At 63.3% G+C, this 14,250-nt stretch carries 9 protein-coding genes; 5 read left to right on the top strand and 4 right to left on the bottom strand.

Translation table 11 applies throughout. The annotated features are described in order from the left end of the window. The first annotated feature begins 299 nt into the window (after positions 1 to 299). From GGR38_RS02700 to GGR38_RS02685, 4 genes are all read left to right on the top strand, one after another. Positions 300 to 2,780, top strand: a complete 2,481-nt coding sequence (locus tag GGR38_RS02700) for a TonB-dependent receptor (RefSeq protein ID WP_183622408.1) — start codon at positions 300 to 302, stop codon at positions 2,778 to 2,780. A 72-nt stretch (positions 2,781 to 2,852) separates the two neighbouring features. Beyond that, positions 2,853 to 4,127, top strand: a complete 1,275-nt coding sequence (locus tag GGR38_RS02695; protein ID WP_221226975.1) for a YdcF family protein — start codon at positions 2,853 to 2,855, stop codon at positions 4,125 to 4,127. Continuing rightward, positions 4,124 to 6,175 carry a glycoside hydrolase domain-containing protein gene (locus GGR38_RS02690; RefSeq protein WP_183622404.1) on the top strand — a complete coding sequence of 684 codons (2,052 nt, stop codon included), beginning with the start codon at positions 4,124 to 4,126 and terminating at the stop codon, positions 6,173 to 6,175. The genes GGR38_RS02695 and GGR38_RS02690 overlap by 4 nt, the downstream gene beginning before the upstream one ends. 100 nt (positions 6,176 to 6,275) lie before the next feature. Continuing rightward, on the top strand, positions 6,276 to 8,798 hold the full coding sequence (locus tag GGR38_RS02685) for a beta-glucosidase family protein (RefSeq protein WP_221226974.1): 2,523 nt from the start codon (positions 6,276 to 6,278) through the stop codon (positions 8,796 to 8,798). Between the two features lie 48 nt (positions 8,799 to 8,846). On the opposite strand, the gene GGR38_RS02680 is transcribed toward GGR38_RS02685, so the two are convergent. Both GGR38_RS02680 and GGR38_RS02675 read right to left on the bottom strand, forming a co-directional pair. Further along, entirely contained in the window at positions 8,847 to 9,962 is a 1,116-nt protein-coding gene (locus GGR38_RS02680; RefSeq protein ID WP_183622402.1) for an NADH:flavin oxidoreductase/NADH oxidase, read from the bottom strand. Between the two features lie 11 nt (positions 9,963 to 9,973). Then, the gene (locus GGR38_RS02675; RefSeq protein ID WP_183622399.1) at positions 9,974 to 10,495 is read right to left on the bottom strand and encodes an SRPBCC family protein; all 522 of its coding nucleotides are present in this window, start codon (positions 10,493 to 10,495) and stop codon (positions 9,974 to 9,976) included. 93 nt (positions 10,496 to 10,588) lie between these two features. On the opposite strand from GGR38_RS02675, the gene GGR38_RS02670 reads away from it, so the two are divergent. After that, a complete protein-coding gene (locus tag GGR38_RS02670; protein WP_183622397.1) occupies positions 10,589 to 11,500 on the top strand; it encodes a LysR family transcriptional regulator in 912 nt (303 codons plus the stop codon). A 15-nt stretch (positions 11,501 to 11,515) separates the two neighbouring features. Here GGR38_RS02670 and GGR38_RS02665 read toward each other — a convergent pair whose 3' ends face one another. Together GGR38_RS02665 and GGR38_RS02660 are read right to left on the bottom strand one after the other, a co-directional pair. Next, positions 11,516 to 12,421, bottom strand: a complete 906-nt coding sequence (locus tag GGR38_RS02665) for a dienelactone hydrolase family protein (protein ID WP_183622395.1) — start codon at positions 12,419 to 12,421, stop codon at positions 11,516 to 11,518. Between the two features lie 115 nt (positions 12,422 to 12,536). After that, entirely contained in the window at positions 12,537 to 13,793 is a 1,257-nt protein-coding gene (locus GGR38_RS02660; protein ID WP_183622392.1) for a lactonase family protein, read from the bottom strand. Positions 13,794 to 14,250: the final 457 nt, after the last annotated feature.

Raw genomic sequence — 14,250 nt, 5'->3', positions numbered from 1 at the left:
ACAATGGCAAAACGGAGCAGAAGGGAAAGAGTCTGCCGGGGCCGAACCGGAATTGCAGGTCTGCAATTGATCGAGCAACAAGGCGTTCCCGGGTTTGGAATGCCATAAAAATGAAATATAAATCAGTGTGATGAGGTTCAGTTCTGCGCTCGAGCCTTTCGTGATCCGGCAGCGCCCAAAGCCCTCCTTCATGTCATCAAAGTTTCCCGGAATCGCTCTAGTCGAGCGGGGCAACGGCGCGGAACTGCCGCATCCAATTTATTTAATTAAATTGCCGTATTAAACAGGGGCGACATAAAATGCATATTTCCAATCGGGCTTCCATGCTGGCCATGGGGCTGATGCTGGCGTTGACGACGCAGGCGCAGGCCGAAGAGGCGCCCGCCGCGCCGCCTAAGGACGCGCCCACCGACATCATCGTGACCGGCGCCGCCCGCGCCGAGCGTCGCTTTGACGTGTCCTATGCGATCAACTCGCTCAATCAGAACGACATTGCGAAAATCGCGCCCAAAAACTTCGCCGACCTGCTGGGCACCGTTCCCGGCATCCATGTCGAGGCCACCGGCGGCGAGGTGCAGAACATCACCCGCGTGCGCGGCATTCCCACTGATCGCGGCTATCTTATTTTTCAACAGGATGGCTTGCCGCTCTATCACGAAATCGACGGCGTGTTCTTCAATTCGGGCGAAGGCATGAACCGCTATGACCTGATGAGCGAGCGCGTCGAAATCGTGCGCGGCGGCCCCGCCCCGATCTATGCCAGCAGCGCGGCGGCCATCGCCAACACCATCACCGTCACCGGCAAAGCGCAATCGGCGGGCAAGGCGCAGGTCACGCTGGGCGACACCGGCCTCTATCGCCTTGATGCGATGCAGTCCGGCCCTCTGGGGGATCGCACCTATTACGCCATCGGCGGCTTCCTGCGCCAGCATGACGGCTATCGCGACAGCGGTTTCCCCAGTGATCGCGGCGGCCAGATCCGCGCCAATATCAAGCATGACCTAGACAATGGCTATATCAAAGCCTCGGTCATGTATGTGAATGACCATAACCTGTTCTATCTGCCGATCCCGGTGGCCGATCCGCGAAACCCTTCGGTCTCGCTCGATCCCTATATCAATTATTTCAGCGGCACGATGAACTCGCCCTCGCTGCGCAATGTGGTGATCAAATATCGCGATGGCGCGGGTGTGACGCAAAGCCTGACGCGCGATCTGGCCAATGGCCGCCATATGCGCTTTTTCAATGCAGGGCTGGACTATCAGGGCGATTTCGGGGGCTGGCTGATCTCGGCCAAATTCGGCGCGACCCAAGGCAAGAGCAGCTTTGACGCCTTCTATTCCACCACCAACCCGGCCGACGCCACCACTTTTGCCAACAGCTATCTGAGCGCGGCGCAGACCGCCTTTGGCGCGGTGACGCGCATGGGCTATGCGATTGCAGGCACCAATGGCCAGACCGTCTATAACCCCGCCGCCGCCTCGGGCCTTGTCATGTCGGGCCAGTATCGCGCGGTGGAATCGAAGTTCTATTCGGTTCAGGGCGACCTGAGCGTCACGCGCAAATTCGACACCCCGCTGGGCAGCCACGACCTGCGCGCCGGGCTTTACAGTTCGTTTTACGGCAACACCAATTTCACCGTCTATCAGGACATGCTGATCGAGGTGGCCGGTCAGCCGCGCACGCTCGATCTGGTCGCCTATTCGGCCAGCGGCGCGGCATTGGGCTATGTCACGCAAAATGGCGTGCTGCGCTATGGCACCACGCTGGCCAATGCCAAGGCCGATGCGCGCATGATCGCCCTTTACGCCAATGACACCTGGGACATCACCGATGGCCTGCGGGTGGATGCGGGCATCCGGCGCGAATGGTATGGCTATACCGGCTTTGCCACCAACACGACCGCCGCCGATCTGAGCGATGCCACCACGCTGGCCGACAATGCCGTGCGTGCGCTCAACGCCACCACCGTTAACCAGCGCCTGAACCCTTCGGCCACCAATTGGACCGTGGGCGTCAATTATGACTTCACCCGCCATCTGGGCGCCTATGCCCGCGTGTCCAATCTGGAGGTGCCGCCGCAGGCCAATGTCGTGGCCAGCATCAACCCCACCATCGTCAAGACCAAGGCCCGCCAGTACGAATTGGGTATCAAGGCCAGCTTTGGTCAGAATTACCTCTATGTGACGGGCTTTTACACCAAGTTCGATCCCTTCAACGCCTCCTTCGTCGCCTATAATCCCACCACCGGCCGCAATGACCAGTCGGTGCCCTTCATCGGCGAGGCCGTGGCCAAGGGGATCGAAATCGACGGGCGCGTGGTCCCTGTCTCGTGGTTCGCGCTCAATGGCTCGATGACGCTGGCCGACCCGCAATATCGCAATCTGGCCAACAGTTCGGGCGCCGACCCCAGCGCGGTCAACGGCAAGCAGATCATCCGCGAACCGAAATTCTTCGGCAACATCCGCCCCACCGTCAATTTCGCGCTCGGCAAGGGCAATCTGGAGCTTTACGGGCGCTATGAATGGGTGGGCCGCCGCTATGTCGACCTGTTCAACCTGACCGCCCTGCCCGCTTATGAAACCTTTGGCGCAGGCGCCACGCTCAACTGGGGCGCGTGGCGGGTGCAGGTGGTTGGCGACAATCTGACCAATGCCAAGGGCCTGACCGAGGGCAATCCCCGCACCGACCAGTTGGCCGGGCAAGGCGCGAGCGATGCCATTTACGGTCGCCCGCTGTTCGGGCGCAATGTGCGCCTGATCGTCGGCCTGTCTTGGTAATCGTCGGCTGAAAAGGCCCTGCCGCGCCGGGCGCGGCGGGGCCTTTGGCCTAATTTTGAGGTGAAGGCGGATATGATTGGCAAGATCTCGATGCGTTGGTTGGCCGGCCTTTGCGCGGTGCTACTGTTGGCCCCGCAAGTATCGCTGGCGGCGAGCAACCGTGCGGCGCCCGCGATCCAGACCGCAGCCGCTCAGCCTTTGGCGCGGCGGATCGTACCTTTGATGCAGGATCTGGCGCAGGCGCCGGGCTGGCGCGCTGCTCTGCGGGCCGATACCGATATGCAGGCGCTGGCCGCCGAGCGCGCGGCGCGGGTGGCCTCTGCCGGGGACTGCGCGCCGCAACCGGCCTGTCTGGCGCAAGGCTGGATGTGGAGCGAGGCCGACCGCGACCGTGTATCAGCGGCGCTGCGCCGGATTGGCGCGGATCGGGCGCGGCTGGCTGCGTTGGTTGGTGGCCGGATGCGGCCTTCGCGGCTCTATGCCAGCCATGCCGAACTGGACGATCCCGCGATGCTCGATGCGGCATGGCGTGAGGCTGCTGCCGGGCTCAACCATATTATCGCCGTCTATGCGCTGGGCGAAAAGCCGCGCTATCCGGTGATCGACAGCATGATCTTTGATCCCCGCGATGCCGCCTATCCCGCCTTGCTCGAATCGCACACCGCCGTCACTCTGGCCGAAGGGAGCGGGGATGACACGGTTTTCGATCCCGCGCTGCGCTATGCCATGGGCCTGCTGGCGGCCAATGAGCGCGCCAATGCGGCCGAATATCTGCCGCTTTCTTCGGGGCTTAACGCACCCGCCTTCGCCGCCTTGCGCGTCATGAAACAGGCCGCCCATCCCTATTCGGCGATACTGGTGTTTGGCCATGGGCCGGAAGATCCCGTTTCGCATACCGGCGTGCTGGGCCATTTGCGCCTGCGCCTTGCCGCCGCGCAATTGGCCAAGGGGGCCGCGCCGGTCATCCTCTTGTCGGGAGGACGGGTCCATCCAAACCGCACCGGCTATAATGAAGCGGTCGAGATGCGGCAGGAACTGATCTCGCTCTATGGCGTTTCGCCCGCCCGGATCGTGATCGAGCCCCACGCCCGCCACACCACCACCAATCTGCGCAATTGCGCCCGCCTGCTGCTGGCCGCACCCTTTGCGCAGGGCAAACCGGCGCTGCTTGTCACCGATCCGGCCACCCATGCCTATATCGGCGGCGAAGGCTTTGCCGCGCGCAACCGGGCCGAGCTGGGCTATGAACCGGGGCGTGTGTCGGCGGGGCCGGATGCTCTTTCGCTACGCTTTGTGCCGGATGCCCATTCCTTCCACGTCGATCCCCAGGACCCGCTCGATCCATGAGCAAATCAGGCATCTTCCTTGCAGCAAGCCTGCTGGCCGCCACGTCTTTGCAGGCGGCAAAGCCAAAGCCTCTGGTCGATCTGGTCAATCCTTTTGTGGGCACACTGGAGGATTATGGGCAATTGACGCCCGCCGCCGTGGCCCCCTTTGGCATGGTGCAACTGGGACCGGACACAGTGCCCGCCAACCATAATGGCTATGACTACGCCGCGCGGAGCTTGCGCGGATTTTCCCATACCAGAGCGGTGGGGGTGGGCTGCGCGGGAGCGGGCGGTGATTTGCTGGTGGGGCTGGATTATGTCGGCACGCCCGAACTGGCCCGGATGGATAAATCCAGCGAACGCGCCGCGCCCGGCTTTTACCACCTGCGCTATGGCGGCGGGATCATGGCCGATCTGGTGGCCACACGCGGAGGCGGCGTGGCGCGCTTCACCCTGCCGCGTTCCGGGCGGGTGCGGCTGCGCCTTGACCCCAACCATGCCTATGCCAAACGGATCAGCGCCACATGGCTGACCCGTTCAACGCAGGATCTGCGCGCCGAACTGGTGGCAGGGACAGTGTGCAATGCGGGGCGCTATCGCCTGTTCACGGCCTCGACCTTGCGGCACAACGGGCGGCAATTGGCCATGCCGGTGCAGATCGGGCCGGACCGGCGCGCTTTTGTCGAACTGGACGTGCGCGCGGGCGATGTGATCGAATGGCGCACGGGCCTGTCCTCGGTCGACGGCGATGGCGCGGCCCTTGTGCGCGATGCCGAACTCGGTACGCGCAGTTTTGCCGCCCTGCTTTCGCAAACGCGGCTGCGTTGGCAGGTCTTGCTGGACCATTGGCGCCCTGCCGGGCCGGAGCCGCGCCGCGCTCTGTTTGCCACATCGCTGTTTCGCGCGCTGCAAACGCCGGTGGCAGTGGCCGATGGCGATGGCCGCTATCGCAGCGCGGATGGGATCATTCGCCACGCCCCCGCCGGGCATCAGCGCTATGCCAGTTGGGCGATGTGGGACAATTACCGCACACTGATGCCCTTGCTGGCCCTGTCCTATCTGCAACAGGCGCAAGATATCGCCGCCTCTTTGGTCGAACTCTATCAGACGGGCAAACAGCGCTGGGCCACCCAGCAGGAGCCTTTCCTGACCGTGCGGACCGAGCATAGCGGGGTGGCGCTGCTCGATTTCTATCGGAAAGGGATCACTTTTGACGCCAAAGCCGCGCTGACAGGCATGGCGGCGGAAAGCGCCACCCTGGCTCGCACAACGCCCGATGAGCAGATCGAGGCGGCCTATGACAACTGGGCCACCGGGCAACTGGCGCGGGATCTGGGCGATCGGGCAATGGCGGCGCACTATGGCGAAAAAGCGCTGGCCTATCGTGCCATGTGGGTCGATGTGTTTCAGAAACTTGGCGCCGATGCCGATGTGGTCAAGGCGCGCGGGCTGTATCAGGGAACGCTGTGGCAATATCGCTGGGCACCCGTGTTTGATCTACCGTGGCTGCTGGCGCAATTGGGTCCGGCGCGTTTCGATGCCGAATTGGCACGCTTCTTTGCCGACGATCTCTATAATATGACCAACCAGCCCGATATTCAGACGCCCTTTCTCTTCGCATGGCGCGGGCATCGGGCACAGAGCGACGCCTTGGTCCACCGTCTTCTCACGCAACCGGTCAACCACCCCTATACCAATGCGGGCAAGCGCCCCATCCCATGGCGCGGGCCCAGTTTTGCGCTGGCGCCGCAGGGTTTTGCCGATGGGATGGATGATGATGCGGGCGGCATGACCAGTTGGTATGTCTGGGCATCGCTGGGCCTTTATCCGCTGGTGCCGGGGGAACCGCAATATGTGGTGACCTGCCCTTCCTTTGATCGGATGCAGGTTCGTGTTTCGGATGGCTGGGTTGATATTCGGCGGGAAACTGCCGCGCATTCCGCTGCTCGCTGGACCGACGGGGCCGGTTTGTCGCGGACCTTGGGGGCGATGTTGCCCCATGCCGATCTGGCCAAGGGCGGTGTGTTGAACGTGGGTTGCGCGCGGGGAGCTGTGACCGCCCTTTAAAATGCCTTAGCCAATTTTCATTATTGATCTGGCTTTTTGTAAGAATTGGCCCTACCAATGATTCCACCCAACAGAGAAAACATAGTGGGAGTGGACAGGCATGGCACGGAAATGGAACAGCCGATGGGCCTATGGCGCGGCGATTATGGTGATCGCAACGGCGGGGGCGCAATCGGCGCAGGCGCAGACCGCAAACCCCTGGATGACGGCAACCATCATTGCCGAACAGCAGAGCGCCCCCGATGACACCGCGCGCGAGGCGGTGGCCAAGCGGCGTGCGAAACTGCTGATTTCGGCCATGACGCTGGACCAGAAGCTGCAGCAACTAACCGGGGCCAAGCCCGAAATTCTGCCTGACCTGCCCGCTTGCCTTGGCGGTCGCCATGTCACCGGCATCGCCGCGCTGGACATCCCCACCTTTCGCGTGACCAATGGCCCGGTGGGTCTGGGCCAGAACGATTGCGTTTCGCCCGATGCGGGCAAGACGCAACTGCATATGCCCGGTTTCGGTGATATTTCCGCCGCCTATACGCATCCCAGCTCGGCCAAGGCGACCGCTTTGCCTTCGGCCATCGGCGCGGCGGCCTCGTTCGATCCGGCGGTGGCGGGCATGTATGGCGAGGTGATCGCCACGGAAATGCTCGATCTGGGGCTGCATGTGTTTGAGGCGCCCGGCGTCAATCTTGCCCGTCTGCCGATCCTTGGCCGCAACATGGAATATTTCGGCGAGGACCCCTATCTGAGCGGTTCGATGGCCGTGGCCGAAACCAAGGCGATCCAGTCGCGCGGGCTGATCGCCATGGTCAAACATTATGCGGCCAATGAGCAGGAAACCAATCGTCAGACCATTCAGGAGACAGTGGACAGACAGACCCTGCGTGAGCTTTACCTGCTGCCCTTCGAAATGGCGGTTAAAGACGGCAAGGTCGCGGCGGTGATGTGCGCCTATAATTACGTCAATGGCCAGTCCTCCTGCGAAAATCGCACGATGCTCAATGACGTGCTGCGCAAGGATTGGGGCTTCACCGGCTATGTCCAATCCGACTTTTTCGCGATGAAGAGCACGGTCGCCACGCTGCTCAACGGCGCCGATCATGAAATGCCTCTTCCCCTGCATTGGGCGCCCGCCAAGATCCGCGCGGCGCTGGACAGCGGCGAATTGACGCAGGCGCGCATCGATGAGGCGCTGGAGCGGCGCTATACGCAGACCTTCAAGCTGGGCATTTTCGATCGCAAGCTGGAGCGCCGCCCGATTGACTTTGCCGTCGGGGGCAAAAAGGCCCGGGAGATCGGCGGGCGCGCCACGGTCTTGCTGCAAAACAATGGCGCTTTGCCGCTGCGCAAGGATCTGCGCAAACTGGTGCTGATCGGCAAGGCCAGCCAGGTCTATGCCCAGCAGGCCGTGGCGGGCGGCGGCGTGGTGGGCGAACCGATGGGCGCGGGCGGCGGCAGCTCCGACGTTGTGCCCAATTACACCGTCACCCCGCTGGCGGGCCTGCGCGCGGCGCTGGCCGATCTGGGCAATGCGGGGGCGTCGGTCCGGCTGATCCTTGTCGATGATGCCAACACATCGGCCACCATCGACGGCCAGAGCGCCACTTTCGCGCAGGTTCAGGCCGAAGCCGCCGCTGCCGATGCGGTTGTGATGATGGCGGGCACGATTTCGGAGGAAGGCGCCGACCGCGCGACCTTCACCGACCAGACGGGCCACCAGCTTGCCGCCTCGGCAGCGGCGGGCAGCAGCCTTGACTGGTATGCGGGCCGATCAAACAAGATCGCCACCAGCGACGGCGACAATCGCGCCAAAAACAGCGGCACCGTGGCGATGATCGAAGCGCTGATCGCCAATCCCAAGGTTGCGGCCAAATCGGTGCTGGTGCTCAAGGACAATGCAGGCGTGGCCCTGCCCGCCTCGCTGGTGGGCGCCAAGGGGCCTGCGATTGTCGAGGCGTGGTTTCCGGGACAGGAGGATGGCAATATCGTGGCCGACGTCCTGTTCGGGCGGATCAACCCCTCGGGCAAATTGCCGGTCAGCCTGCCCTTCACCGGCAAGGGCTTCCTCGACCATGTGAACGCCACGCAATTCCCTGGCACGATGTCGGCCGATGGCAAGCTGCAAACCGTCACCTACAGCGAGCAACTGGCGATCGGCTATCGCTGGTATGATGCCAATATCGGCGGCGCCTGTCCGGTCAGCAACGGGGCGAACGCCTGCCTCGCCTTCCCCTTCGGCCACGGCCTGTCCTATACCAGCTTTGCCGTGGGCAAGCCGGAACTGACCCGCACGGGCGGCACATGGCAGGTCTCGGCCAGCGTCACCAACACCGGCAAGCGTGAGGGCGCGCAGGTGGTTCAGGTCTATGTCGGCCTGCCCGCCAGCGCCGACAAGGTGGGCGCCAAGCAACCGCCCCGCCGCATGATCGGTTATCAGCGCATTGCTTTGGCGCCCGGCGAAACCAAGCAGGTCGCCATCGCCATCGACCCCAAGGCCAGCCACCATCCGCTAGGCGTGTGGGATGAACAGGCCCATGACTGGGTGATCCCCAAGGGCGATTTCACGGTCTGGGTCGGGGCTTCCTCGGCGCCTTCTGATCTGAAAAAGGCAGGAATTATCGCGTCTTGACGCGATAAGGGGCAGGCGGCCGTGATGGCTGGCCGCCTGCCCTCACTTTTACTGCGCCGCGCCCTTGCCCGCGCCGCGATAGCGTTGCAGCCAATAGCCATAGGGATTGGGCAGCAGCGAAGCAGGCTTTTCCTCACCCAACGCAATGGCCAGTTCATAGGGATAATGCGGATTGGCCAGCAGCGCGCGGCCCATCATCACCACATCCATCTGACCATTGGCCACGGCCCTTTCGGCGTCCTGCGGCGCATCAATGCACCACGCCGAACCCACCGGCATGGCCAACGCCGAACGCACCCGCCCGACCACCGGGGCAAAGAAGGCCGGACCCCATGGCACCTTGGCCTCAACGGTGGAAAAGCCCATGGAAACGCTGAGAAAATCCAGCCCGCCATCGCGCATTTTGGCCGACAGGTCGATGGCTTGCGCCAGCGTTTCCTCATCATGGCCATCATATTCCACCACGCCGAAACGCGCCGTCAGCGGCAGGTTCTCCGGCCATACGGCGCGCACCGCCGCCAGCGTTTCGAGCATGAAGCGCCCCCGCCCGGTTGCATCGCCGCCATAGGCATCGGTGCGCTGGTTGGCGTGGCGCGAGAAGAAGCTTTGCGCCAGATAGCCATGGGCGAAATGCAATTCGAGCCATTCAAAACCGGCGGCCTGCGCACGGCGTGCAGCGGCGGCGAAATCGCCCTGAACACGGGCAATATCGGCCAGCGTCATTTCACGCGGCACGCGCGGCAGCACTCCGCCAAAGGCAATGGCCGAGGGCGAGATGGTTTCCCAATAGCGCGGGTCTTCGGGCGCGATATGGTCGTCGCCATCCCACGGACGGTTGGCATTGGCCTTGCGACCGGCATGGGCGATCTGGATGCCGGGCACGGCGCCAGCAGCCTTGATTGCGGTGGCGATCTGGGCGAGGCCCGCGATGTGATCGTCACTCCACAGGCCAAGGCAATCGGGGCTGATGCGGCCATCGGGCGAAACGCCGCTGGCCTCGACAATCACCAGACCCGCGCCGCCGCGCGCAAGGCCTGTATAATGGGCCAGATGCCAGTCGGACACGAAACCGTCGGTCGCGCTGTACTGGCACATGGGCGGCACCGCGATGCGGTTGCGCAGAGCGACATCCTTCAGGGTAAAGGGGGTAAACAGGGCAGACATGGTGGGCTTCCTTATGCGGGAATGCTGCGATTTTCTTGGGCGGCGGCGATCAGGCCTTTCAGCCAGTCCTGATGGCCATTGATCATCGGATCGGGGCGCGCGGCGGCCAAAGCCTTGGCCGGGGCGCCATTCTGGGTTTCCTGCGTCAACACGCGGACGCGGCCTTGGTCCAGATCCTCAATCAGCCATGCATGGTGAACATCGAGGCGTTCCTCGCCCTCGCCGCACCAGCCATGCCAAGCCACCCGGCCCGGCACGCCATCAGCGGGGGCGACATATTCGGTGACTTCAGCCTCAACGCCGAAGCCGAAGGTGGTGAAGAAAAAGCGCGCGCCCTCGCTCAGCACCGGGCCGGGGGTGTTGTGAAAGGCGATGTCGGCGCAATTGTCGTAATAGGTCGACCACGCCTTGGTATTGGCCAAATAGGGCCAGACCTGCGCGGCGGTCAATCCGGCGACGATGAGTTCGTTTGATGCGAAATTGTCGGCAAATCCAGGAACATAGCCCGCAGGCCAATGGATGAAATTCTGCATTTTTGGGGCAAACCTTGTTCTTCGATCAAGGCTCGCCATCTGGGGGCTGGGCCTTTATAAGGCAAATCGTGGTTTGGAATACGGTCCATCAGCATGAATGATATCAGACAGCTCGACTTCAATCTTCTCAAGGCTTTCGACGCCCTGCTCGTCGAACGCAGCGTTACCCGCGCGGCCCATCGGCTCAGTCTGACCCAGCCTGCGGTCAGCGGGATGCTGGGGCGGCTGCGCGTGGCGCTGGACGATCCGCTGTTCGTGCGCTCCAGCCATGGCATTGTACCCACGCCGCGCGCGCTGGCGCTGGCGCAGCCTTTGCGGCGGATGATGAGCGAGGTGGAATGCATGCTGACGCGCCCGCAATTCGATCCGGCCAGCAGCACGGCCAGCTTCTCCATCGCGGCCACCGATTATGCGCAACTGGCGGTGCTCGTGCCATGGCTGGAAGGGCTGCGGCGCGAGGCTCCGGGCATCCGGATCGCGATCCACTCCCAAGATGATGCGCGGCTGATGGCCGGGTTTGAGCAGGGGCAGGTCGATCTGGCGCTGGTCACGCCAGAGGCCGCCCTGCCCGATCTTCACGCCGTCCGGCTCTATGAGGAAACCTATTCGCTGGCCCTGCGCGAAGGCCATCCGGCGGCGGAGCGGGACCTCACGCTCGACGAATTCTGCGCGCTCGATCACGGGCTGGTTTCGCTGCGCGGCGAGGCGTTTCTCGGCGTGGTGGACCGCGCGCTGACCGCCATGGGGCGCGAACGGCGCGTCAGCTTTTCGGCCAGTTGCTTTCTCGTGCTGGTACAGGTTTTGGCGCGCACCGATCTGGTGGCCACCGTGCCTACCCGGCTGCTCGATGGGGTGGCCGGGCTGGTGCGGCGGCCATTGCCGCTGGCGGTGCCGGGCTTTACCAAACTGGCCGTATGGCATGAACGCAGCCACCGCGACCCGGCGCATCAATGGCTGCGCGCCAACCTGATCGCCAGCATCAGGGCCGGCGATCAGGAGGCATAGGGATCAGCACCGCCTTTATATACTGAGCTGGTCCAGCAGGCGCCCCAGCCGCGCAAGGCTGGCGCGCACGGCATCGATATTGGCCGGATTAGGATCGGCCGGGTCCTCGCCCACGCGCATATAGGCATGGTCGGCGCCCTTATAGATTTCGGGATAAAAGCGGTTCCCAGCCCGCCTCATCGCCTCGATGGTGGCAGGCAAGGCCTTCATCACGCGCGTGTCCTGATCCGGATAGAAGCCATAAACGGGCACCGCGAAATGTTTGACGGGAAAGGTACCGGGTTCGGGCGTGCTGTGATACTGACCCTGACGCGTGGTGGGCGGGCCGACATCATAGAACACGAAAACCCCCTTCAGCGCCGGGTTCACATGCGGCCCCGCCACATAGCGAAACGCGGCCCCGCCGCTCCATGACAAGCCGACAATCGCGAATGCGCCATTCGACCGGCCCAGTTTCAGCCCGTAATCGGCCCAGGCATTGATGTCGGCATCGACCTCGGCATCGTCCAGCGCGGTAGTGATCTCGCCAGCTTGCGTACCCATTGAGGATGTGCCCCCGCCATCGGGGGCATAGGCCGAGAGATAATCAGGCGCGATGGTGACATAGCCCATCGCGGCAATCTCAACCGCAGTGTTGAGCGTGGAATCGGTCAGACCGAACACTTCGTGGCCCACCAGCACGACAGGCCCTTTGCGCGCGTTGGCCGGATAGGTGATCATGGCGCGCAGGGTGCGATTGCCGCGCCGGATCGTCACCCATTCCTTGCGCAAGGGAGAAAGCGCGATCTTGCGGGTGGCCCATGCCTGATTGTGCTGTTGCTGTTCATAGGACTGGGGGCCGCGCTGTTGCGGTCCCGGCTGTTGAGCCAGAGCGGGCATGGCCAACGCCATCAAACCCGCCCTCAACATTCTGCTTTTCATCACTATATCCTGCCCTCTCCGCACAGGCGGCCTTTGCGGTCTTGTCCTCGGGGAGTAACAGGCTCGGGCAAACCCAAACCAAACAGGCCTGGGCCATCCCGCTCTGGGGCTGCCGTCAGGCCGGAACAGGCAGGATTGCTGTCCACAATTGCGCTTCCTTGCCGACCGGCGTGTCGATCTTGCGCAGGAAGGCAAGCGTACCATCAGGTTGAATGCGAAACAGGCTTAGACCCGCCGGGGTCACGCCGCCTTCGCGCAGCGGCATATCGACCATGCTGGCCGCCGCCAGCATCCGTCCATCAGGCGAAATGGCGAAACTGCGCACATGAAAGCCGCGCGGGTCGATCCGCTGCACCAGCTTGGGCAGGCCGGTGCGCGGATGGAGCGCAAAGACCGCGATGGAATTGTCGCCCCCCGCAAAGACTTTGCGCCCATCGACTTCGACCGTCGCACTGGCGCGGTTGGAGACATAGAGCGCATGGCCGTGCGGATGGACATGGATCGCGCCCACAAGGGTTGCGGCGCCATTGGCATTTTGGGGCGGTTGATCGGTGGTCGATAGGATCAGTTCCGGCTCCGGGGCCAGATGCGCGCCGAGGATGCGATGGGTATGCAACTGGTTCTGCCGCTCGATGGCGACATAGGCGATGGGCAGATACGGGTGGAAATCGACATGGCGCGGGCCATAGCCCAGACCGCCCCGCCCCCCCACGGCAATGCTTTGCGCATTATGCAGATGGCCATGGTCGAAATCGAAGATTTTGAGCGCGCCGGGATCTTCCGGCTTTGTGACCGAGGCATTGTTGCCCCGCGTCACCAGCAGCACCGATTTGCCCCCAGGCATCATGCGGATCTGATGTGCGTAAATGCCAAGGTCGAGCTTCTCACCCTGCGCCACCATCTCGCCCAGCCTGCCATCGGGACGGATCGTATGGACCGACAGATTAGCGGGCGCATTATAGGCACAGAGCGCATAATGGCCGCTGGGGTCCACGCTCATATGCACCGGGCGCTGGCTCAGCACCGCCGGTTCGCCATGGGGCGAAAGCGCCCCGCCATGCCCGATCTTCAGCGCAACCAGCCGGTGGATCGATCCGCCCCCGACCGATCCGCCCGGCGCATCCGATGTGGCCACATAGAGAAACCGGCCATCGGGATGCGGCCATGCATACTGGATCGGCGAAGGCAGGGTGATCGAGCCGACCTCGCCGCTGACGCCGCTGACCGTATTCAGGCTGCGCCATGCCATCACGCTGCCCGTCGCGGTATAAAGCGCATGGGCGCGGCGCGGGACGGCGGCGATGGCGGGCGCGCTAGCCAAAGCGGCGGCGGCGGCCAGCCCTTTGGAAAAATCGCGGCGTTGGATGGTCATTCTCTCTCTTCCCGAATTGATCTTACCGTCTGCTTCCCTGCGGAAATCGGCGTAGGGCCGGGATGCCACAGGCGCCGCGCGCAGCAAAGCCCCGAACCCGCGCCATGGTGATTGGCTTACATCGCGCGCCGGCGGAACAGAGTGAGAGCACGCCATGGGCATTGTAAGCTATGTTGTTGAGCGGATTGGCGGCCAGGTAAATTCCAATCGGCCTACAACCGCCAAGCATTCCGTCAAACAGAACATTATTCCTTTTTATTGACATGGGTGGCGAATTCCGCCAGTTTCCTCCCGCAGACTGCCATCGCCAGACAGAGGAAAATCCATGAACTTCACACGATTGAACCCGATGACGGGCGATGTAGCCTCGTCTGCGGTAGCGATGCAGGCGGGCGAGATGGCGGGAATCGCGGCGCGTGCGGCTGCGGCCCAGCCCGCTTGGGGCGCCATGGGGCCG

The organism is Novosphingobium sediminicola (assembly GCF_014196525.1).
In the GTDB taxonomy this organism is placed as follows: domain Bacteria; phylum Pseudomonadota; class Alphaproteobacteria; order Sphingomonadales; family Sphingomonadaceae; genus Novosphingobium; species Novosphingobium sediminicola.
Note: the sequence above shows the minus strand (reverse complement) of the source record. Positions and strands in the feature narration are given on the sequence as shown.